Genomic DNA, 26905 nt, shown 5'->3' with positions numbered 1-26905 from the left:
TTTACCTGTATTGACTGGATTTTGTACGCTCGTCCAGTTCAAAGATTCGCGTGAGCTTTCGCTCGACGTGGTTCCCTTTCGCATTTTCATGGTTTGATGGTTAGACAAGGAAGTCTTCCGTTCCGTTCGCCAGGTTGGTCCAGCATATTGCGGGCGCCATCGACGGCTATCATTCTGTCGAGGCTTTCAAGCTTCCACCGGCGAGCGTTGGTTGGCGGTTTGTGCTGGTCACTTGTGTTGGCATTCTTGATCGGCAACGGCGTCGCGACCGCAGCGGACGAAAACGCGTCCAAACTGCATCTGTCGTCCGTCATCCCGGCGAACATGATGGTGGACAGCGGATCGCCTATGCCTTGGATTTGCGAAGTCGACCCTATTCCTGAGTTTGCTTCAGAAGAGCTCACACTTCGCTTCTCGGTAATCCGAGTTAGCCACGGCCACCAGGTGATCTCGGGACGTCGAAATGTTGTCTTAGATGTGCAGGGAAAAAGTAGCTCGATCAGCTTGAACGATCACGCTCCCACGGTACCGGGCGTGTACGAAGTTCGCATGGAGCTTGTGCATTCGCAAGGGAAGGTTTGGTCGCGATTTCGCGATGCCGGTGTACCGATCGCCACACTCACCCAACCTATGATCATTCTGCCAACGAATGATTCGGCAACGATTGCAACGGAAACCAACGCGATCTCGCAAAGTGTTCGCAACGCGACAAATGCAATTCGCAGCCCCTTTCAATCTTCCGGCTCTCGTTCGTATCAGTCATCGGATTGGGAAACGATTGGCGTGCTGCGACCCTCGGCTGCATCATGGGCCATTGGCGAATGGATCCCCGAGTCGGCAACTCGACTGATTCCCGGAGTCCAGAAGGCCACCGGTGAACTCAAAACAATGGAACACCATGGTGAAAAGGTTTCACTGCTTGATTCGAAAAGCGTATTCCAGGCGAAACTACCCGTCATGACCCCAGGGATGCCGCACCGTATCCACATACGCGTTCCTGGAAACCAACATCAACAGCTTCGCGTCGATATCGGACCAGGCGGAGATCAAGCGAACTCCATCGCATCGGCGGTGATCCAGGGCATCTCGCCGCGCAAGTGGTTGAACTCGCATCAGAAAGAACCTGAAACTACCCCTCGCAGCATCATGCCGCGGTTGCCAGCGGTCACGCGATTGCCGGGTGTTACCGGAATAATGAATCGCAGCACCGAAACCATGGTTGCGGATGCGCTTCAAGACACGGCAAAGCAACCTTGGACAATTCACACACTGATCTACTATCCCTTAGGCAAAGATCAAATCTGGTTGACCAACCTGAGCGAAGATGACGTCGCAGCCTTTGAGTCCATCGAAGTCGTAGCGGGTCCCGAGTCACTGAACTTGGATTCTTCTTCGTCCGCCCACGAAATCGTAGCCAGCGAGTATGCAGGCGAAACTTTCGGTGGCAATGTCGTGATGCATTTGAGAGACCGAGACTGGGTCGAAAATTTGACTCGGGATTGGAAGCCTAACCAAGACGCGTTGCAGTGTGACGATCAAACGATCGCGGTACACCGCACATGGATGGCTGTCGATCGACTTTGCCAATTGGCCAAGCTGCAGGGAGCCAATGCAGTCGCGATTGCAGGTGAATCGAAGGCTACGCTTGCGAATCAGAGCAAGGAAACGTTGTTGAAACTGTTCAAACAGCGATCAACCCCCGTTTTCCTTCGCTTCGACATCGGTACCGTTCCCGGCACCGTAACATCGACTACCGCTAACGCGGTCTCGGCAACAAGTACAGCGAACTCTGACCGCGTCGATGAAGTCTCTCGACAACTGCGCTACTGGTCGTTGGTTGAATCCAATGAACCAGTCATTGCGGGAATCATCCTTTCGGGTGAAGCGACATTGCGCTCGTTTGCTCCCTTGGCGTCGACTCTGCAATCGCACCCCTGGTACTTGGAAGTTCCTCATCAGTCCGCGACTGTAGAACTGAAGAGCGACGTTCATCGTCGGGGCGGACGCTTGTTGGTGACGTTTCCGGATGATCCCATCGATACGGTTCACGATTCCGTTGCTCTGTTGTCAAAGGACCCGGCACCGGTGGCGGTTCACGCTGCGAACGTATCGGCTTCCGGAAACTCTGTCATCGTTGATGGGCTTAGCGGCGATCGCTTGCTCACTTTGGTTCAACAACTCAGTCCAACCGATCTCTTCGTTGACGCAGACCCGGATTACCTTTTCGTTGACCAGCACCTGAAGGACGTATGCGATAACTTCCGCCTGATGGCCCACGGAACGACTCAACTGATCGAACCGAGCGATCCCAGCGAACGTACCGCGAGGTTGCGTGCCACGATCGATGGCGATCACGTGCTGCTGAAATTGGCGAATCTAGCACCCTGGGATTCACGGTTAATACTTGTCGGTGCCGCGAGTTCTCACGAGGCTTGGCAACTCTGGAAGTCCAGTGATGATCTACCAGTTGCTTCGTCGGAGTCGACGGTGAATGCCGGACCCAACGAGTGGCTCGTACCCGCGCGCCGCTCAATCATTCTGAGAGCAAAAATAGTCGATCCCCAGAAAATTCACCAAGACTTGAAGTCATATCGGTGGTCGGCATCGATCAATGGCGGAGAAGACGAGATTGCGGTCATCAAACAGAAGGTCACGACCGTTGTCGAACGAATCGGAATGTTGGGCAACCCGCCGACTTATTCGGGACTGCACAACGGTGGCTTCGAAGTCACCGGCGAAATGGGTCTTGTGGGTTGGATGCACGCACAACATCCGCCGGGTTGTGTTTCAATTGACACAGTCGAACACGCGATGGGAAAACAATCGATTCGATTGACGACCGAGGCTTCGACTTTGGCGACTCGCACCTGGATGGTTAGCGAAACAATCTTGCCGCCGCGCACCGGACGCCTGGCGGTTTCGATCGCTTGCCGTGCTGAAGCGATTACGCCTCACGATCGAATCGCCGGCGAAGAAGCAGCGTCGGACAAAACATCTGACGATCATCCACAACTTCGCGTCGCCATCGAGGGAACAAAAAATGGAGTTCCATTTCGTCAGAGCGTGGATATCGAAGTTCCACCAACGGGGGTTTGGCAGCCCCGCTTGATTGTGTTGGAAGCCCTGCAACTGAACAATCAACAAATCGACTCACTACGATTGACGATCGACAGCCTCAGTACAGGTAAAATTTGGATCGACGACGTTGCCCTTCACGACTATTTCCCAACCGCGAAAGAACGTTCTGACTTGCAAAACCAAGCTTTCCTAGCTGTCCAAGGTTTGCAGCGTGGAAGACTCGCCCCATCGGCTAAACTTCTACATAACCATTGGGCCAAGGTGTTGCTTAGCAATCAACCACCTGCAAAGGTTTCGCCGTCAACACAGTCAGCCGATTTGAAACGCAGGAATGCGATTGAGGTGACTCCTTTGAATGGTGAATTGCAGAACGCGGGCGAATCTGAAAAGGTTGTCGAAGAAAACGGATCAGAAACGCCTAGCGTTGCCGATCGGTTCCGCGACTGGTTGCCCGGTCCACTGCGATTTTGATGAAACGACTTCACTCGGAGATGTTCGATGCGAAAGCTGAGCAAACGTTTGACTTTGGTCGCCCTTGTCATCATGGGTTTAATCAGTTGTTCAAGCTGGTGGGCGGTGCAGCAAACCAAACACGTCCCTGATTTTTATGCTCGTGCAACTCAACAGGGTGCCTCGACGCATCTTGCACGCGAACGACTCGACGCCGAAGTCAGACAATTGCAAAAGGACGTTGCTCGCCTTGGATCTTGGCGGGCGGCCTTTAGCGATCAACAAATCAATGCGTGGCTTGCTGAAGAACTTCCAGCAAAGTTTCCGCGACTTGCTAGGTGTGGTGCCAAGCAACCTCGCATCATGATCGATGGAGAAAAAATCCACGCGGCTGTCCAGTTCCAACACGGTCGGATCGACACGGTGATCTCGTGTGAGGTCAACGTCGAACTGACTCAACAACCCAACATGATCGCGCTTCGGCTATCCAACTTGCGTGCCGGTGCACTGCCATTGCCGTTGCAGAATTTTCTTGGTGGCATCACCCGTGAAGCCGCACGCGGTGGTCTGGATGTACGCTGGGACATGACGGAAACGGGACCGATTGCTTTAGTGACCATCCCTAGCGAAGACCCTCGATATGTTTACCGACCGGCAGTTATCGAAACCGTCAATCTCGTTCGCGGAGCGATGTATCTATCAGGACATGCTGGCGACGAAGCTGTCGACGCTTTCATGCCAAGCGGACCGTTGCACCAATTCGTGTCCTACAAACCTGGCAAGAAAGAAACGCTCCAGGTTTCGCAGCTCCCTGGGTCTTCCCGCAGTGAGATACGTTGAAAACGAACACTTGCCGATTTGGGTTCGCCTAGGTTCGCTTCGTCACTCTTGGACCATTGTAAGTTCATGACCTTTCGATCGTCATGGTTTTCCAGCCATGCAAACGTACCCGCGATGACTTGTTGTACAGCCCCACGGTCGTGTCCGATCGGGCCTTCGTAGTCGAGGTAGATCGAGCGGTGATCGGGAAGTGAAAACGCCTTTAGCTCAAAGGCCGAATCCCATGAACCGACTTCCGTCGTTGAAAACGTCAGCAGCGAAGTCGCTTTGGATTGTTCAAACATCCAGTCCAGATGCGATTCGGCGGTCCGCGAAAAGCCGGGGCCTACGATGTGATGCAAAACGACAAAACGAAATGGTCGGTTTACGGGACTAGGCATTCTTGACCAATCGGTCGACTAGATGATCCAGGTAAGCGTCCAAGTTTTTCCAACGCATGGCACATCGAACAGGACGACCCTGATCAGGATCGACAAGCGTCATGCCTTTATCATCGACAACCAGGGGAAGCGTTTCCATCTCTAACAGGTCTTCGCTGAATGCCATCGTCACGGCGACCATGTCGAACAAGGTACTGCTTCGGATCGCGGGATCGGGTTTGACGTCAAGCCATGGTACTCGAGTTAGCCAATCACGATAATTTTCCATGAGAGGCTTAATGCCAACGGAGTCGCTACGGTAAACCGTTTGATATCGCTCGTCCGTCAAGTCAACGATCCCGCATGTATCGAGCGGCGTAATGCTGCACTGCCAATCCGCAGCAAACACATCTCGAAGCGCTTTAGGATCGGTGCGAACATTGGCTTCGGGAACCGGTGGTCCGTGACCGCCGTAGCCGACGTGAATGGCGCCGTGCATGCCCACAAACCGAGCGTTATTCGTGATAGAGGGATCGCGCCGCAGGGCTTCAGAGATGTTGGGAACACCTCCGACGCAAATCAGTGTTACGGGGTCCGGCGACGCGTGAATCGTTTGAATGATCGCGTCAACTGAGTCGTCGTAAACGTTTCCAGCGTACGATTCAAGGTTGTAGCCTTTGACCCAATCTTGTTGATTTCCGAGTTGATCGGGCTTGCCGCTACCGACGGACACCGGAATGTTGCTATGTCCACACTCGGTCAAGAACCTAGCCGTCAATCGAGCTCGATATGGCCCTTGGCCTGCATCAGTTGACACTAAACGCAGATCCATTTCAGGGCAGTTCAACAAGTACAACAACGCCCACGTATCGTCGATGTCCGAGCCAATATCGGTATCGAAAATGACGGGAATCTTACGGCCTTTTTCAAGTAAGCCAAATGTGTCTTTATGGGTGGGAGCTGCCTTCGTCGTAGCTTCGTCTGCATCCGCTTGATGCGTCACCATAGAACTGGTCATCAGGGCGGTGGATGCGGTGGCCAAGTAGCGAATCGAGTCGCGACGAGTCAATCTTTGGTGGTTTGCCATGCTTGGTATTCTTGTCGCTGGGAAGCCGATAGACCGGGCGTTGTTAGCAAGAGATAACGAGCCCGCTTTTCAGCTTCGGAGGTTTGTCCTGAGTGAGCCAGTAGTTTAATAGCGGACAACTTTGCTCGGTGCCACTGGTGGCTGTTTTTTGGACTTCCTGCAGCGAGTTTGTCCCACCATTGAACGGATTGGGTTACCGCAAGCGTCGAATCACTCGCAGATTGTCCCAGGATTTCAGCCGCGTCTGCCAACATCGTCGCATCGTCATTGTTTGCCAGCGTTCGCTGGAGCAACTCAATGGCTGCAGCGACTTGCCCCTGCCAAATCATCAGTTTGGCGCGATCAAGTGGTGGCATAATCGCATTGGTCAGCGAATTTAAACGTTTGGCGATGATTGGTCGCATTCGAGGTTCTAAGTCTCCATCACGTATCCAACGCCAAACGAAGTCTTTCTCAGCTAGGTGTGAATCGTTCCAATCCAGTGGTAACTCGTTCGTTGAACCAGGCTTGCGCCGCAGTTCTAAACATGCCTCAATCCACTCTGGTTCCTGGTCCGAAGCTGGTGGCAACGAAGTCAGTTCACGTCGCTGTAGAAACCGTACGGCGATCTCTCGATGTACACTCGCCGCGAACGAAGACGGATCGAGTGGGGCGGCCGAAGACGCGTCAAAGGCTTGCGCAGCAACTTGGCTGAGTTGATCTAGATCTGGCAACGAAGAGTCATGAAAAACGCTTCGCCATAGATCAATGCAGCGGATGCGTAACGGTTCATCGCTTTCGTACTCGCTGAACTGACTCGACGCGACGGCGGCATCGAGCTTGCGATCGGATTGAGTTAGCAGTTTCAACAGCCAATCTCGAACTGGCTTCGTCGTTGCGTCTTGAGGCCAAGTGTCGAGATGCCAACGTAACGACGCTTCCAATTTTGCAATCCCTAAATCGGTATCGGAAGCCAACATCAAGCCTTGCAAGTGAATGCCTGCGATCTCCGGTTCGCGTGCATGCAAACGAGCGGTACTGAGCAAGACTTCCGATGCCGCGTCCCGTTGATCTGCGGATTCAAACGCTGCAGCCGATGCAATGGCAAGTTTGGCCGAACTGGCAAGATCGGACTCTTGTCGTGCAGCGGCGGCAAGCACTCGTGCGGCTTCCAACGTCTCACCTCGCCGTAGCAATGCGTACCCGCGAGTCGCCATCAGCCCATTACCAGATCTCGTTGAGCTTTGGTCGGGTGCGAGGTGCATTGCAATCGCTTCCGCTCGACGACGAGCGTACTTTCCGTTGCGCCGTTCGATAGCTTCAATCCAATCGGCGGCTTGATCGAGCTGGTCCGTTTTTAGCAACCACTCCAATCGAGCCAAGTCCATCGCGATCGAGCTGCGATGTTGGTTTGCCGTCGCGGACGATGTCGCAACTGCGGCACCGAAGTAATCGTCAAGTTGCTTTGCTGCTGTGTCTGTCTGGCCGGTTGCCAACGCCGTTCGCACGATCAAGGCGACGATTGCCGGTGGCCAAGGTGATTTCATTTCGGCAAGCAATTTTCGTAATTCTTGCTTCGCTTGGTCAGCATCGCCTCGTCGCAAAATTGCGTCTGCTTTTATTCGTCGGGTTTCGTGGGCGGCTTGTGAGGACGCGGGCAACTTCAACAAAGTTTGCTCGGCGACCGCTTCTGCTTTAGCGGCGGCGGCGACGAAATCATCGCCGTCCGGCGGGAATAATTCAGTTTGCAACATCGCCATCGACACTGATGAAACGAGAAGCTCTTGCTCTAGCCTGCGCAGGTCGCCAACCATCGCGTCGTTATCGGGATCACGCAGTGATTCTATCTGCGTGATGGAGTCACCTGCCTTCGCGGCAAGTTCAATCAGATCGCTGTTGATTCGCGTCAAACGAACCATCGTGCGTTCGACTTGCGCTAGATCGTGCAATGTCAACGCAGTCCGCGCGACATCCGATTGCGTCGCCATGACTTCCGCCTGTAGGATTGCCTGATCGAGGAACAATCGACGGGGTTGATCGGGATAGCGTCGAATCAATTCCGAAACGATCGCAGCAGATTCTTCGACATCGGCGGAAGCGTCGTTTCCAAGAGAAACACTCTGAGCGATTCGAACATTGCAAATCGCGATCGCCCACTTTGCGTATTCTTCTTGGGGTGGTTGATATCGACCGATATTCCAATTGCAAAGTTGCGTTGCGTCGTCGAATCGCTGTTGTTGAAGCAATGCGTCAAGCACATCTTGATCACGATCATTCGACACTCGTCTCACCGGGCTTCCGACTTCGGCCAACAGGTCAGCGCTGCATAGGCAGAAGGCAATGAAGGTCGCGATCGTGAACCTGAATGTCATTGCAGTGGTAATCATCATTCTGAAGCCGCGAAGAGAACCCGGTCGACGCCCGCAGACCGTGCCGCGTCGTAAACCGCTACGGCATAGTCCATGGTCACATCGTCATCGGGATCCACAATCACGGGTGGTTGAACGCCCATTGCGATAATTTCAGCGAGGTGTTGCGATAGCTGATCGGTGTCCTGGATTTCATTTCCATTGAGTTCAATGCCGAGGCTCGCACCACGAGCAAACAAGCGAATGACAATTTCGTCGAAAGCTTCAGGAGGGCTTGTGGAGTTGTTTTGCAGCGTCCCGCCGGGCGGGGTGGCAATGGAACTGGGTAAGTCGAACTCGGGTAGTTCAAAGCTGCTCGTCCAAACAAAAAAGACTAGCAACAAGAAAACGACGTCGATCATCGGCGTCATCTTTAGTTCCATCGAATCGTTGTTGTGAGTATTGGGGATTTTCATACGCGACGACTACTTTTCACGGACTGCAATCGCAGCGTCGGTGACGCCTGCCAACGCCGCCTCTCGCAACACTGGTTCGACGTAGGCGTACTGCACTTGCCCGTCAACGCGAATTCGAATCGCGGCGTCGGAGCCTTCGCGAGCAACCAAATCGTTTAGCACCAAGCGAAGCCCGCCGGTATCAATCACATTGCCGGCAACAAGCGTGCGGGCTTGGTCGTCAAGACTAATCGTTAAGGCAGCTTTCGCAGGATCAGCAAAGTCGAATGTGCCGGCTGTCGGCAGGTCCAGAGGCAGCCGATTTTCCTGGCGCGCAAGGTGACTCGAGACTAAGAAAAAGATGATTAGCAGAAACACAACGTCGATCATGGGGGTCATGTTCGCTGTGCCGCTGCCGCGTCGATGAGTTGACGGTATTCGCATGCCTTCTATGGTATCGACAAACACGTCTGATCGGTAACCTGAGATCCATGAGCGACGCGGCAACCTTCTTGAAAAATTTCATTCGCAACCCGACTAAGGTGGGCGCGATCGCACCCAGCAGCGCGGGGTTGGCGGAAACAATGGTCGATTGGTTCGATTGGACCAACGCAAAGAATGTGGTCGAGTTCGGACCCGGTACCGGGGTGTTTACCGAGGCCATTCTTAGTCGACTTCATTCTGACGCTAATTTCTTCGCCATTGAACAGTCGGCCGAATTGGTGGCTGCGACTCAGACGCGTTGTCCCAATGCCACGGTGATTGAGGATAGCGTCACGAACGTCGCCAACCTGTGTCGCAGTCGTGGGATCGAGAGTGTTGATGCAATTGTTTGCGGGCTGCCCTGGGCGGCGTTTTCGGAACGCCTCACGGACGAGATCATGGACGCAATGTTTGAAGTGCTAAAGCCGGGTGGGCAGTTTGCGACGTTCGCGTATTGGCAAGGCGTTATTTTGCCTGCTGGCATCCGCTTTTCTCGCCGCCTTGAAAAGCAGTTCGCGTCCGTCCACAAAAGCCCGACCGTGTGGCGAAATTTACCGCCGGCATTTGTCTATCGCTGCATTCGATAGAATCAAGGGTGCACTGGTTTCCGGTACAGCTTTCGGTTTCCGTCTTTCGGCAAACCACTGAATCTCTTGGATCAATTACGTCATGAAGTACCTACCGCAAGTTCGTTGTTTTTTGACGATCGTGTTGCTGAATTGGTTGGTTGGCCCGGCGCATGCCTATGAGAATCAAAAAGGAGCCCGTGACGCGAGGACCGATACCGATCAGCGGCCCAATATTGTGATCGTTCTTGCCGATGACTTGGGCTATTCGGATTTGGGATGCTACGGGGGTGAGATCAGCACTCCGAACATTGATGCTTTAGCCAAGAACGGAGTTCGTTTTACGCAGCTCTACAACTCGGCTCGATGTTGCCCCAGTCGAGCTTCTTTGCTGACTGGGCTGTACCCAACTCAAGCTGGCATTGGTGACTTCACCACGGACCAGCCCAATCCTAAACGTGGTCCTGGCTACCTTGGACGACTAAACGATCAATGTGCCACTCTTGCCGAAGTGCTCAAGCCAGCAGGTTACGGGTGCTACTACGTAGGGAAGTGGCACGTTCATCCAGAGACGGGTCCGATCAAACGAGGCTTTGACGAATTTTACGGGTACACGCGAGACCACTCGCACGACCAATACGATGCAGACTACTACATTCGTTTGCCGGAAGGTCGGGACAAAGAGATCGATTTATCGAAGGACAGATTTTACGCAACGGATGTATTCAACGATTACGCGATTGAATTTATTCGCCAAGGGCAAAGCTCTAAGCAACCGTGGTTTTTGTTTCTCGGGCACTCTTCACCGCACTTTCCCGTTCAGGCGCCCGCTGATCGAGCGGACAAGTATGACGAAGTTTATCGACGGGGTTGGGACGTGCTTCGCGAAGAGCGGTTTGATCGCATGAAGGCGATCGGATTGGTCGATAGTCCGTCTTGGAATCTTTCGCCTCGCAGTCTTGTTCCGGTGGACCGTGACGATATCGCGAACGGTTTCTCGGGCCAAGACAATCCAGAGTGGGATTCTTTGGATCATGATCGCCAACTTGACTTAGCTCGGCGAATGGCTGTTTTCGCGGCAATGGTGGAAGGTGTCGATCAAGGGGTGGGCAAGATTATCGATCACCTGCGAAATACGGGTCACTTAGACAATACCCTGGTTTTGTTCCTTAGCGACAACGGTGCCTGCTACGAATGGGGGCCGTTTGGATTTGATGGAAAGTCACGGCTAGGTGAAACGACTTTGCGTCAGGGAACCGACTTGCGAGACATCGGTGGACCAGGAACGCATCAGTCCTACGGAAGTGCCTGGGCGAATTTGGGAAATACTCCCTTTCGAATGTACAAGCACTTCACTCACGAAGGCGGCATTAGCACTCCCTTCATCGCCCATTGGCCCGCTGGGATTGCAAAGTCTGACCGCTGGGTGCGAGATCCTTCCCACGTCATGGACATCATGCCGACCCTAATGGAAGTCGCCGGCGCGACATACCCTGGTCAAATTCGAGGTAATCCGACGACGCCCCTTGAAGGAGTAAGCCTGCTACCGGCGATGCGAGGTGAAAAATTGTCCGAACGCACCATCGGATTTGACCATCAAGCCGCACATGCGATTCGCAAGGGTGATTGGAAAGCGGTCTACGCCAAACGTATGCCTCATGATTTGAAGTGGGAACTCTACAATCTCGCCGAAGACCGCTGCGAAATGAATGATCTCGCTGACCAGCAACCTGAGCGTACCAAAGAAATGATCGAATTGTGGAACCAATGGGCGCGTCGCGTCGGCGTGATCTGGGAACCAGACACAAACGTCGCGGTAGAAAATGTGTTGCCAACCGGAGGCCTTCGCAATTTCAAGAGTCCTCAGATAGCCAAAGCGAACTTGCGAATCGAAGTTACCGTTCAGTCCGCTTCGCCCGACGGGGTGGTGATCGCTCAAGGAGGAAGCCACTGTGGATATGCTTTGCATTTCGTTGATGGACGGCCAGCCTTGGATGTGCGCATTGATGGCGAAGTTACCCGGCTACTTTCAGATCATCCGATTCGCGGTAAGTCTCGCTTGGTAGCGACGCTAACGACCGATGATATGACTTTGATGGTCGATGGAGCGTCATCGATATCAAAGCGTTCACCTGGAGTAATTCCAGTGCAACCTCAGGATGAATTAAGCGTTGGCTATGACAGCATGTCTGCTGCCGGGGACTATTCATCGCCCAACCCTTTTAACGGGACCGTGCTAAGCCTTGATGTGACGACTTCCGAGGTTTCGAAGTAGCGAAATGCGAACGACGGTGCTTTCGATCGCGTTCAATCACCGGGGATCGCAGCCTGTTTTTGCAAGGTAACAATCGTTCGTTCAATGATTTCGATTTCGTCGGTGCGGCCATCTTTTCGTGCCGCAGCTAGCAGTTTCTTTGCTGCCCTGCCTGCATCTTCGTACTGGCGAAGCGCTAGGTATCGAGTCATCAGGTTCAAGCAATAGTCGTAGCTGGGTTCGATATCGACGGCAGCTTCAAAATGCTTGATGGCCGAATCGAAATTACCGCGTTCGGCCAAAATCATTCCGAGATTGTGGTGCGCATAATGCGCGGTGGGATCGAGGCGAATGTTCTCTTCGTAATGCTTCATTGCGAGAAGCGGTTTTCGGTTTAAGTCGAAAGCCAAACCCAAGTTGTAGTGATAGGTTGGATCATTCGGGGCAACTTCCAATGCGGTTCGATAGACATTGATCTCATCAGCGGGACGTTGCCGTTCTTTGTAGGCTTTGGCGAGCACGAGCACACACGGTTTGAAATCGGGACGAGTTTCAAAGGCGGCTTCTAATCGTCGAAGTCCCAATTCTTCCTGACCAGCGTTGTATTCCAGAATGCCTTGATACATTAGCCCCAATGGGTTGTCGCTGTCATGTTCAAGCACATGCAACCAAACTGTCATGCGATCCGATAGTCGGGGAATCGCCTTAAAGGAAACGAAGCAAAGCACAGCGACAAGGGCCGTCACGATTCCTTGCGTCAACCAGTACGATTTACGTCCTTCACGAACCAAATAGGTGATCAAGCTGTATACGCCGATCACGACCAGGGGCGCAATCGCAGCAAGCGGCACATACAAACGTCGTTCGACCAGTTCTTCTCGAGGGAGAGGAATCACAAGTGTGGGCGAAAGCACCGCGACAAACCAAATAAGGCCGTAGCCGAGAACGCTTCGTCGCCAAACCAGCCAAGTTGTAACGCCGACATAAAGAATCATCGCCGCTACCGCCGGCCAAGCGTTTGCCAGACTGGTGACGGTGGGGACCTGATAGTTAATCACTAATGGCCAGGGCCAAAAGGTAAGACGCCAGTAGGTAAAGAAGACACCCGCTTCAGTCATCCAATAGTCGACCGCCGAAATGGTATTGTTGAATCCGGCAGCCGGGGTTCCATAGCCAACCGCGTACAGCCCAGCGATCAGTAGCCAACTCAACATCAAACCGACGTAAAGGGGCCAAGATTGTTTGACGATATTGCGAAGCGATGGTCGTATGAATGTTCGCTCGTACAAAAATGCCATGGCTGGAATGGACGCCATCATTTCTTTGCACAACATGCCCGCGATGCCGGCCAGAGTGGCCATCATTAGAAAGAACGATCGCTCAGCCATGCGGGTGCTGCACCAATACTTGATACACAAAAATAAAGTGAGCAAGTAGAACATGCCCATCATCAATTCGGTTCGCTGAGTTAAGTAAATGACGGTTTCCGTATGGATCGGATGCATCATCCACACGGCGGCTGATGCAAAACCCAACCAATATCGGTGACGCGACAATCGCTCGCTTGAATCGTGAAGCCTTAGAGTTGCGATCACAATCGCGGCCAACAACACGGATGTGATGATGTGCATCACTAGATTCACGATCCGATATACCCGGGGATTTTCACCACCAAAGTGATAGTCAATTGCAATCGAAAGATTGACCAGGGGCCGGGCCGTGAATGGTTGACCAGGCTTTGGTTTCAAAGGGCCATATTCACCGCTCTCTCCGATTAACGGCCATAGATGGTGCACCGAGTTGTTTTCGAGGATGCTGGCGACATCATCAAAGATCATCGGGTAATCAAAGGCGGGGCGATAAAGCCAGAAAGCCAGTGCCGAAAGTACCAGCACGCCTAATGCGAAATAACGTCGCTGGATTGGCGATTGTTGGGGTGGGGTGTCCATTAAGCACCGGTGATTTGACGATAGCTCCAATAGCAAACACCCCCTGCGAACACCATCAGGGCAAGGGTGTAGACGATCACTGTAATGGCCCAAAACATTCGTTCGGTTGGACCGAAGTTCTTGTTGGACCAAAGCAACGGAATGCCAAGTGCGCCAGTCACTAGGAATAGGATTCCCAAGACCACTGCTTTGCTTTGCAACAACTTCTCATTGCCGGTGGGCCTAGTACCAGAAGTGACGTCTTCACCGTCACAGTACTGAGGCGGCCGCGCCATCTCAGGACGGTTGTCTTCATGAACTAACTTCGCTTCATAAGCAACCGGGTCACGACCACCGGAGTCAAACTTGCTAGGTAAGAGTCGATATTCCGATTCGTCGGGCTGATCGTTATCCATCAGGGTGCAGTTGCGTTGGTCATATTGGGATCATTCTCGACTTGCGGTAGCGAAGGAGTCGTCTTCTCAGCGCGACCTTCTAGGCGGTCTTGTGCTTTGGCTACAAGCGGGGCCACTTTTTCGTTGCTGCCGTAAAGTTCGAGGACACTGTACCAAATTTTTCTTGCTGGAATGACTTTGCCATCGGCGAGCAGTTGGTCGGCCTCGTCAAGCTTGGCTTGGATCATTCGTGAGGCTTCATCAATGTCCACTCCTTCGCTTTCGATCTTACCAATTTGGCGTCGTGCCAGATTGACGAATGGGCGATAGTTTGGATCATCGCCCAATAAGGTTACCATGCTGCGATACTGATCTAACGCCGTCGCAGTGTCCCCGAATCTTTCGAACTGATTTGCTTCAGCGTAAAGTCGTTCGGCTTCGTCTTTGAGCGGTAGGTTGCGGTTGAGTTTGACTTCTAAGGCGTGTTCGGCCTGTTTCATTTCAACGCGTTCGATCTGCTCTTCTGCCCAAGATGCATGCCGACCTTCGGGATATCGATCCAGCATCGGTTTCAGATAGCTGTTTTTGGCTTGCATCATCGAAGTTCGAGTTTCCACTTTCAATAGATCCTCGGCACGCTCTCGCATCTGATCTTCATTAAGCGGCCAGATCACCCATGCGAAGGCACCTACGATTAATAGCAATCCTGCAATCAAAACAAAGGGGCGGTCGTGCCAAGCCACGTCATGCACCGGGGCATCGTCGTCGAAGTCCAATGAGTCACGTCCGAGTAATCGACGGGCTACTTCGCGATCATCTTGGCTGGTAACCGTAAGTGGACTGAATCCACTCGACGCGTGTTCCGCAACACCGGTTCGCGACATCGATCGACGTCGAACCTCGGCGAGTGCCAACTTGACCGCCTGGGCGCTATTGGGACGAGCAGCGGGATTCTTTTGCAACAGTTGCATGATCAGCTTGTCGAACCAAACCGGACATTCCATGACGAGCGAAGCAGGAGCCGGCGGGTCCACGTTGGCGATGTTCGCGGTGATCTCTTCGATCGTTTCCCCGTTCACGGGCGGACGGCCCGTGACAGCTAGGTACAACGTTGCACCAAGCATGTACAGGTCCGTCTGGGGCGATAGCGCGCTAGGGTCTATAAGTAGCTCTGGCGGTAATAGCTTGAGTTCGTCAGGCGTTGGAGGTCGCTGGGTGCGATAGCCTGTGCCGGTGCGTTGTGTGCGGACGTCAACGAGGACGGGTGATAAGCCGGCGAACAGAATTTTGTCCGGTTGAATCGCGCCGTAGATGATGCCGAGTTTGTGCAAGTACGCGAGCGCCTCGATCAAGGGCTCTGACATATCCAGGACCGCTTCCCAGGACAAGCGAGTACGCCGCTGCAGTTGTGCCGAGAGTGATTCACCCTCGATCAGCTCGTAGGCCAAGTAGGCGTCTGTTTGTTCGAAACCGCCGCCATAGCACTTCGCGATTGCGGGATGCTGCAATGATTTCAAGGTCGCCCATTCCGAGGCAAACTCGGCTCTCGCCTCAGGGGTTCCGCCGAAAGGAGTCGCAAACACCTTTACAGCAACCGCTCGTTTAAGCTGCACGTGGATCGCCCGCCAAACGCAGCTTTGCGAGGGATGATCACCCAGTTTCGTTTCGATCGCCAAGGGTCCTAGGCGGCTACGTGGCATGGGTGAACTGAGACCAAAAGGGGAACAAATGTATGCGGTGCTATGCAGTATAACCAAGCAGACGCCGTGGCCGATGCGGCAATCTGAAGGCTAACCGTCGATGCGGTCCTGAAGACTTGAAAAAAAGTCTGCCTTCGTCTGCTGATACGCGGCAAAGTCGCCGGACTGTTCACGCCAAATGCTCACTTTGCGTTCCTCCAACTCGATCGCCACCTCTGGGTTGGCGATTAAGTAGTCGCGAACCAGGGTGCAGCGGCCAAGCATCATGGAAGGCAAGTTTGATGCTTTGTGAACGACAAGGAAGATTCGATGGGTGACATCAGAATCCTCTGCTGAAAGATGTCGAGGCTTGATGAGAGTCTGCGCACCGTCGGCCCACAGCGGTGTGTCCACGGATCTGAAGTTCAGTCCTTCGATAAGACTGGTCGCATTGCCAATCGCTTGGTCAGATTCCACCGTGGCGATCACGTCGATTGTTGGGCGAGCGATTAGCCCGGAAATCGCCGTGCTACCAATGTGATGAACTCCAGTGACCCAGCCATCACAGCTAAACAAAATGCTGCTGCGAGTTTGTTCGAACTCTTGTCGCCATCGCGGATCGTAATGCATCAGGCGAACGGGCTCTGTGGACATGCCAGTGCTTTCGATAGGTACAAAAAAACCGAATCGAACATGTCGTGTCCGATTCGGTCATTGTTGTCGCTTTGTCAACCGGCGGGAATGGCTGACGCCGTACCGCCAACTAGGACGAAGAACTACTTGCTGGTCAATACCGCAACACGAGCGTTTGCGAAATCTTCCTTGATGGAATCAACATAGGCTGCGTCCGCTTCGCACAAACGCGAGTGAGGAACGGTGCAGGTGCGTCCGTTGGATTTCTCCAACCGAATGCCGGTTTCGGTGATCTCGATCAATCGACCTTCGGTGTGGTACCGACCGGTATTATCAATCCAGGTCCGTACTCGCGTGACATCCAACGCTTCTAGTTCGCGTTGTTCGTGGGAAACCACTTGGATTTCGCCTGTCGAAGTAACGCTTGGCGATTCTACGTCGCTTTCGGTTTCAACTTGATTGGCACTGAATAGATCTTCGATGCTCAAATCGGTTTCAGCATCCTCAGGTGTGACGTTGGTGTCGTCGTCGGAGCTACCGAACAAATCATCAAGAGCTGTTTCTGTTGAATCATCATTCGATGACTCACCAAACAGGTCATCGATGCTGGTGTCTTCAGCAGGAGCTTTATCGGTTGGTGGATCACTGAATAGGTCGTCCATTGGTTCGTTCGCAGGTGCAGCTTCCTCAGCGGGAGGATCGCTAAACAAGTCGTCCATTGGCGCAGCTTCCGCTTCAGGAGCCGCGTCCTCAGGAGCACCAAACAAGTCATCTTCTGGACCGGCTTCTGCGGCAGGAGCCTCGTCTGCTGGAGCACCGAACAAGTCGTCCTCAGGAGCAGCTTCCATTTCTGGAGCCTCATCCGTTGGAGCGCCGAACAAATCGTCTTCCGGTGCCGCTTCAGCCGCGGGAGCCTCATCCGTTGGTGCACCGAACAAGTCATCGGCTTCTGCTTCTGCCTTGGGAGCATCGTCTACCGCTGGCTCATCGCCACCGAATAGATCGTCCATCGGTTCCGCAGCCTCTTCAGCGGGAGCGGGCGTTGTATCCTCTGCAGGAGCGTCAAACAGATTATCGTCCTCAGCTGGCTCTGGAGTCGCTGGCGCTACAGGAGCAGCGTCGGCTGCGTCGGCTGCAGGTGCAGGTTCGGGCGTGTCCGATGGTGAGTCGATGGGAGCTGGATCGACGGGTGCTGTTTCGACGGGAGCGGGCTCGACCACGTTCGATTCGAACGGACGCTCGATTGGCGCCGACTCGATTACGCTGCCCGAATCGTAACTTTCGATGATGGGTTGGTTCATCATGGTGTCATCCACGATCACACCGCCGGACATATCCATTGGAGTCCCTGATTCGACCGGATAGGACTCGTACGAAGGAACCTCAACCGGATACTCGCAACAGGGTGCTTCGATGGGCGATGCCATCATCGGCGCTTCCATGATCGGTTGGCCAATTACCTCGATAGCACCCGAGTCACAGCAGGTCACTGGTGCCGGTTCGGGACAACAGGTAGGTGCCGGTGGCGGGCAGCAAGCAGGTGCCGGCGCTGGGACAACGCAGCAGGTCACAGTGCCACAGCTTTGTTGATGACCGCAGCGAATCTTGTTAAGCAGCCAACCAGCCGATACCGGACTTGCGCCCAAGATAACCGTCAGGGCAAGTACGAGTGACCATTGGAAGTAATGTCGGACCGAACGCTTCATAGTGCTTTCTGGCTCCTCCGCAGCGAAAATTGCGGATGGTTTGTAGGGGGGGGGACCGTGGCGATGGCGTCAACCTGAAACGATCCATCTATGACGGGCGAACGGCCCTGAAAGTTGACGACTTCTGAGGCGGGCAATCCTAATTCAATACCCACCTTTCAATCCCCATGCTAATTGTGGGGATTTCATACGGCAAGCAGCGAAGGATGGCTAAAATGCGAGGTTTGCCAGCCTTGTTGCGGTTCTGAGGATTTTGGCGGCAGAATTCACCTCGTCCCGAACCGCAAATTTCGTCAAACTCGCGACTACAAGCACCGCCGGTGCCTGATTTCGCAAGGAAAACTCAATGATTCGGTTCTTTCAGGGTCTATTCGCCTCCATGAGCCTGGAACGGAAGTGTCTTCTGTTCTTCGGGTCGGCGGTGGTTGTCCTGATGTTTCTGGCATTCTTGATCGTCGAGAAGCTTGGTCGTGAATTGGTTGAAAACACCACTCGGTCTCGAGCTCGCGACTACAGCGACGCCGAAATGCTGCGACTGCACTCACGTGCGGTTGGCGAAGGTAGCAACCCGGAAGTGCTCGATGAGCTTCGTCGATTGTTGTTGTCCGAAGAGGGCAATCGAGATACCGCCATCGAGCACGAGTTTCTGGGGCCTGTGGATCCGGTTCGTTACGACAATTTGCCGCCTCGCCATCCCGGTTCGCGACTCGTCGACGAAACCAGAACGAATGAACCTTCGCGAGACCTCATCGACGAGGACGCTGTGTTGCGTCGCCTCGAATTTGCCTATCGAAACAAGCTTGCCAGGCAGATCGCGGAAAGTCGGCCTGATGTGTCCACGCCATTGGATCTAGCCGAGAACGAGCCCATGGCGCAAATGGGACCCGGTTTGGCTCCGTCGCTATACGAAGACTTTGGTCCGATCAACGGCGATTTCGTTTTCTATCGTCCGTTCTTTTTCAAACCCAAGTGCATGGCCTGCCACGCGCCCGAGGAAGGCACGTTCTCGCTTGATCCCGACGCTGACCCGCTAGCACTCGCGAATCAGTATCCATTCCGCGTGATGAAGGTCACGATGCCCTACAAGCACACCCACGATCAAACGACCCAGATTCGTGCGATCGTTGTCGCGTTAGGGATGTTCATCGTGGCCGTTACGTTGTTTGTCCTCCACGCGATTGTCCGACACCTCGTCTTGTACCCGATGTATCACTTGCGTGATGTCAGCGACGCGATCACGCATGGGGACACCAACCAGCGTGCCGTGATTGAAACCGAAGACGAGTTCCGTGAGCTAGCCGATGCGTTCAATCGAATGTTGCGGCACATGACCGAAACCCAGGACGAGATTCAAGAGGTCAACGACGAGCTCGATGCACGCGTCGATCAGTTGGCTCAACTGAACTTGCAGCTCTACGAAGCGAATCGTCTGAAGTCTGACTTTTTAGCCAACATGTCTCATGAACTTCGCACGCCGCTGAACAGTATCATTGGCTTCTCAGAGGTGCTGCAGGGCATTGACTCGTTAACTGAAAAGCAGCGACGCTACGCATCGAATATTCGCAACTCCGGCCGGCTGCTTCTCGAGATGATCAACGACATCTTGGACTTGGCAAAAGTCGAGGCTGGCAAGATGGAAGTCAAACCGAGCGAATTTGAGTTGTCGAGATTGGTATCGGCACAATGCGACATGATTGGTTCGCTTAGTGAGGACAAGAACATCTCGTTGTCGGTTGACATTCCTTCCTCCCTACCCAAAGCGTTTCAAGATCCGAATAAACTTGGGCAGATCATCAACAACCTGCTCAGTAACGCAATCAAGTTTACGCCCGAGGGTGGCATGATCACGGTGCGTGTAGCCGATACACGCCAAGGCCGTTTTCGACTTGAGGTGACCGATACCGGTGTGGGGATCGCCGAGGAAGATCAAGCGATCATCTTCGAGAAGTTTCGCCAAAGTCGCAAAGTGTTGGATGGCGAAGGCCTAACGCGAGAGTACGCGGGCACAGGACTTGGCCTGTCGATTGTCAAAGAGCTCGCCAAATTGCTTGGTGGCGAAGTGGACTTCGAGAGCGAGCTTGGACGAGGAAGCACGTTCTGGGTGACGCTACCTTGGCGGTTCACGGCGACGCCGAGAGTCAACTTGCCATCGTTGGCGGCTGACTCGGTGGTGACGACGTAGCCTCTTCTTCGTCCATTTCGAAGCTTGCCCACGTTAGCGGACAAGCTGGTCGTGACATGGACAGTCTACGTTAGACATTCTTCCAAGTGTGTGATGCAGCACTCTTGAGCACAGCGTCGCACACTCGCTGAGTTTCCAACGCATCTCGGAAGCTAGGTCGCATGGTTTCGCCTGTTTCAATCGACTTGATGAAATCGGCGACTTGATGCACGAACGTGTGTTCGTAGCCAATGTTCAAACCCGGCACCCACCACTTATCCATGTAGGGTTGTGATCCGTCGTGGTCGGAAATATGGATCGAACGCCATCCTCGCAGCTTACCTTCGTCGTTGTGGTCGAAGTACTCGAGGCGATGCAGGTCGTGCAGGTCCCAACGAATCGATGCGTTTTCGCCGTTGATTTCGAAGGTGTAAAGCGCTTTGTGTCCACGAGCGTAACGGGTGGATTCGAAAAGTCCTAAGGACCCATTTTGGAAGTGACAAAGGAACGCGCAAGCATCGTCGATGGTGACGGGTTCCTTCTTGCCCGTTTCGTTGTGCATCCGCTCTTTAACAAACGTCTCGGTCATCGCGGTGACATCTTTGATCGAACCATTGAGCCAAATCGCAGTATCAATGCAGTGAGCCAACAAGTCGCCCGTCACACCGCTCCCTGCCGCAGCGGCGTCCAAACGCCAAAGTGCAGCGCCACCTTGAGGCAAGTCTTCGTTGATTGTCCAATCCTGAAGGAAATTGGCTCGGTAATGAAAGACGCGTCCTAGACGTCCTTCATCGATCAATTGTTTGGCCATCGTGACCGCAGGTACACGGCGATAGTTGTACCAAACGGTGTTCGCAACACCGGCTTTCTCGATAGCTTCGACCATCTTCTCGCCTTCGGCGGGATTCAGCGCGAGCGGTTTCTCGCACAGGATCATCTTGCCCGCCTTGGCCGCCGCGATGGCAATCTCGGCATGCGAATTGTTCGGGGTGCAGATATCGACTGCGTCGATGTCATCACGAGCAATCAGGTCACGCCAATCCGACTCGGTGGATTCGTACTGCCATTGATCGGCGAACTCTTTGACCTTCTCTTCGTTACGGCCGCAAACGGCTTTCAAGATGGGACGATGCTTCAATTCGGGAAAGAAGTCGTTAACGCGTTTGTAGCCGTTGGTGTGCGTGCGGCCCATAAAGCCGTAGCCGATAAGTCCGATGTTGAGTGGTTTCATGTTGAATTAATGGATAGTTAGTCGTAGTGATTGAGAACCGGCGCCGAGCGAAATTTACTCGTTCCAGCCGTGAGCATCTTGAACGGAAAGCATGGCGGAAAGAATGCTGTTCCAGGTTTCGGGTTTGTGCATGACTTCGTTGGGGAACATGCAACCATCCCAGCAAATGTGCCGGCACGTTTTGAGCACGTCGCCATGTTCGTCCCGCAACCAGAACCCCGCATCTTCGGCAATATTAAGTTTGCCGTTGGGATCGTTGGGCAAGCAGTGGCGACCGGTCTTATCGTGCGTTCCAGTACCGTGGACAGTGGCATCGTTCTGGGCAACGTGAAAGTCAATCGTCCACTCACGCAGCGCGTGGGTCAGTTCTTTCAATGCGGCCTTTTTCTTCTCGTTGTCGCTCCAATCGAAGTCTGTTGGCAAAATAGCGTCGTCGGGAGCGTTGTAGCCGAGCAGGTATAGCAGCGTGTGAGCCATATCTGCTTGGAAGCCGAATCGTTCCGGATGCCCGACTCGCTTAAGCAGGTCGACCATGGTGCGCCAACTTTGCATCCCGCCCCAACAAATCTCACCTTCGGCGGCTAAGCGTTCGTCGTACTCTTCAGCGATATCGCATGCTGCTTTAAGTGTGTCCGCAATCTTTGATTGATTGCCTTCGGGGTCCTTAGCCCAATCCGCAACCGAGGTTGCGGTATCGAGTCGCACGACCCCGTACGGCCGAACACCAAGTTCTCGTAGCTTCTTGGCAATCGTGCATCCCTTGCGAACTTGAGTCAAGAAAGCATGGACTTGCTCGTCGTCGCCTGCTGCTGATCCGCCACCGGTGGGTTCCCACACCGGGGCAACAACACTGCCAATGACCAGACCACGAGCGCGGACGCGGTCCGCTAAGTCTTCGAGTTCTTTGTCGGTGGCATCGATAGAAACGTGAGGGTCAAACAGGAAAAGGTCGACACCATCAAACTTCCGACCGTCTACTTCTGCGGCCGCGGTTAAATCCAACATCGTATCCAGCTCAATCGGCGGATCGTTTCCTTCGCCTCCTTTGCCCACGACGCCTGGCCATGCTGCGTTATGAAGTTTGGGGAATTGATGAGGGTGATTGGTCATAACAACGTCTTTCTATGATTCAGTAGAGAAAAGGTCGGAAGGGGAAGGGCAACAACATAGAACTTGGCAACACGAATCTAATCGTTTATGACCCTGCCGTGGGCAAGTTGCTGTGCGTATCGGGGCCAAAGTATCGCAATCCAACCAATGGTTCCGTACCTGTGTTCTCGATTTCAACACCCGCGGTTGCAGCGGTATGCGTGATGAAGACTTCGTCCGACGTGTTGGCACCGAAGCGAATCATCGCTGGCGTCTGCAAGTCCAGCGAACCCATTCGGCCACGACCCTGGACTGTGATCCAACTGCTTGCCCCAGGATCTTGAAGCGTGCATTTCGCACCGGGTTGAATGGTTAGTTCTTTGGCGCTGAAGAGTTGTTGACCATCGACGGTTCCATAAACAATCCACAAGTCTTCAAATCCGTCACCACTGCGTGCATCGTCGCGAACTGGTTCAAGGTAGTTGCTATTCTTAAAATGAGTGTCAACGTTCTTGTCCCAGTCCAACTGGCCGACGATGAAATCTAGATCTTGATGCTTTTCTTCGGGCATGTCTTTGACCAGCAGCGACCACGGAACGTAGCGTCCTTCCACGATCGATTGGTACATGCCAAACACATCGCTACCCCATTGCGGTTCATAGGTGCAAAGTGATCCGGGCGCGTGAAGGACACCCGGTGGGATCAACCATCCGGTGCCTCGTTTGAGACGATAGGCGCGACTAAGGTCTAAGATCCCATTGTCACCTTCGTTCCAATTTTCCAAACAACGCCGAACATCGGACTTTTCGGTGCCCGGTTCCAATCCCATGAACGTGTAAGCAAAGTTGTTGTCGACATTGTTAAGTTGAGGTGGGAAGTAATAGCTTTCGGGCTTGCCCTCTTGGCCAACAAGTTTCGCATCTTCGAAACTCTGGTGCATATGATGGGGAATCGGACCCATGTTGTCGAAGAACTTCGAGTACACCGGCCAACGGTCGTACTTCTTGAAGATGCTCTCGCCGACAATTTTGTTGCCAGCCTCCGAAACCGCATCGCGAAGCAAAAACTTCTTGCCTTCAAAAATGCAGAAGCTCAAGCCTTCGTGCCACACTCGGCCTTCGTTGGCCGCTTCGGTTGTGCTGCCAAACCAGCGCTCGTCGATCCCTCCTCGATCGGCGCCAAAGCGATAGTAGTCGCCCGGGTGAAGTTTGATTCGACGTCCTGGGTGAAGGAATGATCGTGGGACCCAAGTTGGCGTTAGTCGCAGCAGCCCGTCGCCAGCGTCCATGGCAGAATCCAAAATTCCCGCGACGCTATCACCTTGAACTAAACCTTCATCTAACTTTACGTTCGCCATAAGACACGATAAACCTGTTTGGGGGGAGGGATGGTGGGAGCGGTTGCAGATAACTGGCGAACCGTCGCATTGCCGGTACGATGCGATCATTGTTCAATGGGTCGCTGAACCAGGGTGGTCGCAAGCGTAATCCAAAACCTAAGAATGATGTTTTAGAGTCTGCGAGAATTGCGGACAACCTTTCCACGCTCGACTGTTTGTCTCACCCGACCACAATTTCGCCAGTGTCAGAATCATTTCATGAGTACAAAAATTGAATCGGCCTATGTTTCAGCCTCACCGGAGGCAAACATTCGCTGGAGTAAGAATTCCTCGCTGACTCGGCAAATTGAAACGCGCCAAGGCATGATTGGTGTGCGACACGGTCGATTTGTCGGCGGACTTGCTGACGGAGTCGAGGTCGTGGAAGTAGACACCGGTGTCACGACCGCGTTGATTCTGCCATCACGGGGAATGTCGATTTGGCGTCTTGAATCGGGAGGCATCGATTTTGGTTGGAAGTCTCCCATCGCCGGTCCTGTTCACCCATCGCATGTTCCTATCTTTGATCCAAGTGGATTGGGATGGCTTGAAGGATTCGATGAATTTGTCGTTCGCTGTGGTCTCGAGAGCAACGGAGCGCCTGAACACGATGATTCGGGAAGATTGCTGTACCCGTTGCACGGTCGAATTGCGAATCTGCCTGCGACGTCACTGTCGATCGAATACAACGAAGCTTCGGGCCGAGTTGAGGTGATAGGTGAAATGATTGAGTCGCGTTTGTTCTTCAAGCGGTTTCGGCTCAAGAGTCGCATTCGATTTCACGCCGGACAACCCGATGTCGAATTGTTGGATGATGTCACCAATGAACTGACTTCGCCGGCATCCATGCAATTGCTTTACCACATCAATGTCGGAAGCCCCGTGTTGGGCAAAGATTCAACGTTCGATGCCCCCGTCGAGACCTTGGCCCCCAAAGACGCGCACGCCGCTGAAGAAATTGAGACTTGGAACCAGTTCGGGGAACCTGAAAGCGGCTACGCCGAACGGGTCTACTTCGCGAAACTACGTGCGAACGAGCACAACTTGACCTCGGCAATGTTGTCCGCGGCTGACAAGGCTAGCGGTTTGGCAATCACCTATAGCGTCACCGGACTGCCGCGGTTTGTGCTTTGGAAAAACACCGCGGCCTTAGAAGACGGCTATGTTGCTGGTCTCGAACCTTCCACCAACTATCCCAACAATCGCACGTTTGAAGCGGAGCAGGGCAGGGTGCTTGATATCGATCCAGGCGAAACGAAATCATTTCGCGTCACGATTCACCCTATGAGTGATTCCGAGGCAGTGTCAAAAATGGCGAAACGTATCGCAACGCTGCGAGGCGATGAGCCATCGACGGTCGAAAAAATGCCCAAGCCCGGTTGGACACGCGGCGCATGACCGTGCTGAACCGTCAAATATTTAAGTCATCAAGAATGATAAAGAATCGTCCGTTCGCCTGCTTACTTAACGTTGAGGCCGCGGATACGAAAGATCGCCAAGTGTGAAGCTCCTTTGGGACCCACACCGTTGGGATACTTGTACTTTTCGACATCGATTTCGAACTTGCCTTCAACGGTTACCGGTCGCGTGACAAAATCGGTTGTTCTTCCCGGTTCCATCTCGATCATCACACAATCAAATAGTGCCGCCCCGGGGCCAAAGCAACACTCTTGGTTGTCTCGCACCAAAACAAACTGGTCGATTCCGGTTTCCTTGTACAAAGTCGCGGGAAGAATATAGCCGCGAAGTTTGACCTTCTTGCCGTTGAGCGCTTGAACGTCCGCGTTGAGCTGAGATGGTTCAAAGGCTTGATCCTTTTCGATCTCGAACTTCAAGTCGTCGAAGTTAATTTCGCCCTTGGCCTTCGACGCATCGCTACTGCTGCGATCCTCCACAATAGGGCGAGTATCAGGTGCGGCGTCTTTCGTCTCTTGCGCAAGCGAAGGAACTGCCAAAGCGGCAACCAACAGCAGCGAAAATGAATTTTGAAGCATAGTGGCTGACAGGAGCGGATCGGGGATCAAAAAGCGGAACAGGTGTTACCCCCGAATGATACTCCCAAAAACAATCGCTCCAACAGATCAATCTATTCGGCAGATTGCTTCGTAAGCTATTTCACTTGATCGACTTGCATTCGGTAAAAAATCGCTTTATCGAAATCGGTGATCGATTGCGGCGCTTGATTGACTATGAAACGGCCGGCAAGTTTCTTCTTCCGCAAGTTAGCCTTTGCCGTCTGACCGCCCTTTAAGGTGACTTCGACCATATCGCTACTTTCGGGTTGCCCACCGAAACAGCAGGTGCCCAAGTCTGGAACGAGGACGAAGTGCTTCAGCAGGCCGCTGCCCGATGAGGGATGGATATAGCCTTTAAGGAAAATGTCTTGGCCATGCGCGGCAACGGCTTTTTCCGTGGGGCGATCCGGGCCGTTGTCTTCCGCCTGCAAATCATAGAATTGCACACGTGTATAGCCTTCGGGAACTTCCGTCATGTAGGTGTAGGTGTGCAACGCGATGCCACCGACGACCAAAGCGAGATTAAGGAAGAATCCTAGAATCGCGACGGTGCGTCCGCTGTATTCTTCGGGATAAAGCCGAGTCGCACGCATACCTAGGAAAGCGACCAGGATTCCAACCATGGCAATACCCAGCAGCGGTGCAAAATCTTGCAGCAATCCTGGAAGTGCTACCACCGCCAGAACCAACGAAATGATGGCACTACGGCTGATCGCCTTGTAGGGAAAATCAGTAAGCTCGTCGCCGGAGGACGACATTTGAAGTTCAGCGGACATAGAGCGTCAAAACAG

21 protein-coding genes are annotated in these 26905 nt (G+C 53.4%); 6 read left to right on the top strand and 15 right to left on the bottom strand.

The window, feature by feature from the left end:
• The first annotated feature begins 237 nt into the window (after positions 1-237).
• Both Pla22_RS05175 and Pla22_RS05170 read left to right on the top strand, forming a co-directional pair.
• Complete coding sequence (locus Pla22_RS05175) at positions 238-3549, top strand: hypothetical protein (protein WP_146513670.1); 3312 nt, start codon at positions 238-240, stop codon at positions 3547-3549.
• Positions 3550-3576: 27 nt separating this feature from the next.
• Entirely contained in the window at positions 3577-4368 is a 792-nt protein-coding gene (locus Pla22_RS05170; protein WP_146513669.1) for a hypothetical protein, read from the top strand.
• Here Pla22_RS05170 and Pla22_RS05165 read toward each other — a convergent pair.
• The 5 genes from Pla22_RS05165 to Pla22_RS05145 are packed head-to-tail and all read right to left on the bottom strand — an operon-like array spanning position 4296 to position 9040.
• Complete coding sequence (locus Pla22_RS05165) at positions 4296-4748, bottom strand: hypothetical protein (protein WP_146513668.1); 453 nt, start codon at positions 4746-4748, stop codon at positions 4296-4298. The genes Pla22_RS05170 and Pla22_RS05165 overlap by 73 nt on opposite strands.
• Positions 4741-5814 (bottom strand): nucleoside hydrolase, encoded by a 1074-nt coding sequence (locus Pla22_RS05160; protein WP_146513667.1) that lies wholly within the window; start codon positions 5812-5814, stop codon positions 4741-4743. The genes Pla22_RS05165 and Pla22_RS05160 overlap by 8 nt, the downstream gene beginning before the upstream one ends.
• Positions 5793-8183, bottom strand: coding sequence for a hypothetical protein (locus Pla22_RS05155; protein ID WP_146513666.1), 2391 nt, complete (start codon positions 8181-8183; stop codon positions 5793-5795). The genes Pla22_RS05160 and Pla22_RS05155 overlap by 22 nt, the downstream gene beginning before the upstream one ends.
• The gene (locus Pla22_RS05150) at positions 8180-8617 is read right to left on the bottom strand and encodes an ExbD/TolR family protein (RefSeq protein WP_146513665.1); all 438 of its coding nucleotides are present in this window, start codon (positions 8615-8617) and stop codon (positions 8180-8182) included. The genes Pla22_RS05155 and Pla22_RS05150 overlap by 4 nt, the downstream gene beginning before the upstream one ends.
• Before the next feature lie 9 nt (positions 8618-8626).
• Positions 8627-9040 carry an ExbD/TolR family protein gene (locus tag Pla22_RS05145; protein WP_146513664.1) on the bottom strand — a complete coding sequence of 138 codons (414 nt, stop codon included), beginning with the start codon at positions 9038-9040 and terminating at the stop codon, positions 8627-8629.
• Positions 9041-9087: 47 nt separating this feature from the next.
• Between Pla22_RS05145 and Pla22_RS05140 the strand changes: the two genes are divergently transcribed.
• Together Pla22_RS05140 and Pla22_RS05135 are read left to right on the top strand one after the other, a co-directional pair.
• On the top strand, positions 9088-9666 hold the full coding sequence (locus Pla22_RS05140) for a class I SAM-dependent methyltransferase (RefSeq protein WP_146513663.1): 579 nt from the start codon (positions 9088-9090) through the stop codon (positions 9664-9666).
• A gap of 82 nt (positions 9667-9748) precedes the next feature.
• Entirely contained in the window at positions 9749-11920 is a 2172-nt protein-coding gene (locus tag Pla22_RS05135) for an arylsulfatase (RefSeq protein WP_146513662.1), read from the top strand.
• A gap of 32 nt (positions 11921-11952) precedes the next feature.
• Here Pla22_RS05135 and Pla22_RS05130 read toward each other — a convergent pair whose 3' ends face one another.
• The 5 genes from Pla22_RS05130 to Pla22_RS05110 form a co-directional block, all read right to left on the bottom strand.
• Positions 11953-13848, bottom strand: a complete 1896-nt coding sequence (locus tag Pla22_RS05130) for a tetratricopeptide repeat protein (protein WP_146513661.1) — start codon at positions 13846-13848, stop codon at positions 11953-11955.
• Entirely contained in the window at positions 13848-14243 is a 396-nt protein-coding gene (locus tag Pla22_RS05125; protein WP_146513660.1) for a hypothetical protein, read from the bottom strand. The genes Pla22_RS05130 and Pla22_RS05125 overlap by 1 nt, the downstream gene beginning before the upstream one ends.
• Positions 14243-15922, bottom strand: coding sequence for a serine/threonine-protein kinase (locus tag Pla22_RS05120; protein ID WP_146513659.1), 1680 nt, complete (start codon positions 15920-15922; stop codon positions 14243-14245). The genes Pla22_RS05125 and Pla22_RS05120 overlap by 1 nt, the downstream gene beginning before the upstream one ends.
• Positions 15923-16012: 90 nt before the next feature.
• A complete protein-coding gene (locus tag Pla22_RS05115) occupies positions 16013-16555 on the bottom strand; it encodes a GrpB family protein (RefSeq protein ID WP_146513658.1) in 543 nt (180 codons plus the stop codon).
• A gap of 122 nt (positions 16556-16677) precedes the next feature.
• Entirely contained in the window at positions 16678-18240 is a 1563-nt protein-coding gene (locus Pla22_RS05110) for an SHD1 domain-containing protein (RefSeq protein WP_146513657.1), read from the bottom strand.
• A gap of 346 nt (positions 18241-18586) precedes the next feature.
• Here Pla22_RS05110 and Pla22_RS05105 point away from each other — a divergent pair, with 346 nt between their 5' ends.
• The gene (locus Pla22_RS05105) at positions 18587-20422 is read left to right on the top strand and encodes a sensor histidine kinase (RefSeq protein WP_146513656.1); all 1836 of its coding nucleotides are present in this window, start codon (positions 18587-18589) and stop codon (positions 20420-20422) included.
• 70 nt (positions 20423-20492) lie between these two features.
• Here the strand turns inward: Pla22_RS05105 and Pla22_RS05100 are convergent, their stop codons facing one another.
• From Pla22_RS05100 to Pla22_RS05090, 3 genes are all read right to left on the bottom strand, one after another.
• Positions 20493-21632: a Gfo/Idh/MocA family protein gene (locus Pla22_RS05100; RefSeq protein ID WP_146513655.1), complete on the bottom strand. Its 1140-nt coding sequence runs from the start codon at positions 21630-21632 to the stop codon at positions 20493-20495.
• Positions 21633-21686: 54 nt separating this feature from the next.
• Complete coding sequence (locus Pla22_RS05095) at positions 21687-22742, bottom strand: sugar phosphate isomerase/epimerase family protein (RefSeq protein WP_146513654.1); 1056 nt, start codon at positions 22740-22742, stop codon at positions 21687-21689.
• Between the two features lie 85 nt (positions 22743-22827).
• Entirely contained in the window at positions 22828-24078 is a 1251-nt protein-coding gene (locus Pla22_RS05090) for a cupin domain-containing protein (protein WP_146513653.1), read from the bottom strand.
• A gap of 240 nt (positions 24079-24318) precedes the next feature.
• Here Pla22_RS05090 and Pla22_RS05085 point away from each other — a divergent pair, with 240 nt between their 5' ends.
• Positions 24319-25497, top strand: a complete 1179-nt coding sequence (locus Pla22_RS05085; RefSeq protein WP_146513652.1) for an aldose 1-epimerase family protein — start codon at positions 24319-24321, stop codon at positions 25495-25497.
• A 62-nt stretch (positions 25498-25559) separates the two neighbouring features.
• Here Pla22_RS05085 and Pla22_RS05080 read toward each other — a convergent pair whose 3' ends face one another.
• A complete protein-coding gene (locus Pla22_RS05080; RefSeq protein ID WP_146513651.1) occupies positions 25560-26093 on the bottom strand; it encodes a DUF3299 domain-containing protein in 534 nt (177 codons plus the stop codon).
• Between the two features lie 116 nt (positions 26094-26209).
• Positions 26210-26890: a DUF3299 domain-containing protein gene (locus Pla22_RS05075; protein ID WP_146513650.1), complete on the bottom strand. Its 681-nt coding sequence runs from the start codon at positions 26888-26890 to the stop codon at positions 26210-26212.
• Positions 26891-26905: the final 15 nt, after the last annotated feature.

It is taken from the genome of Rubripirellula amarantea (assembly GCF_007859865.1).
GTDB lineage: Bacteria > Planctomycetota > Planctomycetia > Pirellulales > Pirellulaceae > Rubripirellula > Rubripirellula amarantea.
Note: the sequence above shows the minus strand (reverse complement) of the source record. Positions and strands in the feature narration are given on the sequence as shown.

Bases quoted from the DNA above. Each gene is read 5' to 3' on its own strand.
- Pla22_RS05170 (WP_146513669.1), top strand. From the start codon at position 3,577: ATGCGAAAGCTGAGCAAACGTTTGACTTTGGTCGCCCTTGTCATCATG.
- Pla22_RS05165 (WP_146513668.1), bottom strand. From the start codon at position 4,748: ATGCCTAGTCCCGTAAACCGACCATTTCGTTTTGTCGTTTTGCATCAC.
- Pla22_RS05160 (WP_146513667.1), bottom strand. From the start codon at position 5,814: ATGGCAAACCACCAAAGATTGACTCGTCGCGACTCGATTCGCTACTTG.
- Pla22_RS05155 (WP_146513666.1), bottom strand. From the start codon at position 8,183: ATGATGATTACCACTGCAATGACATTCAGGTTCACGATCGCGACCTTC.
- Pla22_RS05150 (WP_146513665.1), bottom strand. From the start codon at position 8,617: ATGAAAATCCCCAATACTCACAACAACGATTCGATGGAACTAAAGATG.
- Pla22_RS05145 (WP_146513664.1), bottom strand. From the start codon at position 9,040: ATGCGAATACCGTCAACTCATCGACGCGGCAGCGGCACAGCGAACATG.
- Pla22_RS05140 (WP_146513663.1), top strand. From the start codon at position 9,088: ATGAGCGACGCGGCAACCTTCTTGAAAAATTTCATTCGCAACCCGACT.
- Pla22_RS05135 (WP_146513662.1), top strand. From the start codon at position 9,749: ATGAAGTACCTACCGCAAGTTCGTTGTTTTTTGACGATCGTGTTGCTG.
- Pla22_RS05130 (WP_146513661.1), bottom strand. From the start codon at position 13,848: ATGGACACCCCACCCCAACAATCGCCAATCCAGCGACGTTATTTCGCA.
- Pla22_RS05125 (WP_146513660.1), bottom strand. From the start codon at position 14,243: ATGGATAACGATCAGCCCGACGAATCGGAATATCGACTCTTACCTAGC.
- Pla22_RS05120 (WP_146513659.1), bottom strand. From the start codon at position 15,922: ATGCCACGTAGCCGCCTAGGACCCTTGGCGATCGAAACGAAACTGGGT.
- Pla22_RS05115 (WP_146513658.1), bottom strand. From the start codon at position 16,555: ATGTCCACAGAGCCCGTTCGCCTGATGCATTACGATCCGCGATGGCGA.
- Pla22_RS05110 (WP_146513657.1), bottom strand. From the start codon at position 18,240: ATGAAGCGTTCGGTCCGACATTACTTCCAATGGTCACTCGTACTTGCC.
- Pla22_RS05105 (WP_146513656.1), top strand. From the start codon at position 18,587: ATGATTCGGTTCTTTCAGGGTCTATTCGCCTCCATGAGCCTGGAACGG.
- Pla22_RS05100 (WP_146513655.1), bottom strand. From the start codon at position 21,632: ATGAAACCACTCAACATCGGACTTATCGGCTACGGCTTTATGGGCCGC.
- Pla22_RS05095 (WP_146513654.1), bottom strand. From the start codon at position 22,742: ATGACCAATCACCCTCATCAATTCCCCAAACTTCATAACGCAGCATGG.
- Pla22_RS05090 (WP_146513653.1), bottom strand. From the start codon at position 24,078: ATGGCGAACGTAAAGTTAGATGAAGGTTTAGTTCAAGGTGATAGCGTC.
- Pla22_RS05085 (WP_146513652.1), top strand. From the start codon at position 24,319: ATGAGTACAAAAATTGAATCGGCCTATGTTTCAGCCTCACCGGAGGCA.
- Pla22_RS05080 (WP_146513651.1), bottom strand. From the start codon at position 26,093: ATGCTTCAAAATTCATTTTCGCTGCTGTTGGTTGCCGCTTTGGCAGTT.
- Pla22_RS05075 (WP_146513650.1), bottom strand. From the start codon at position 26,890: ATGTCCGCTGAACTTCAAATGTCGTCCTCCGGCGACGAGCTTACTGAT.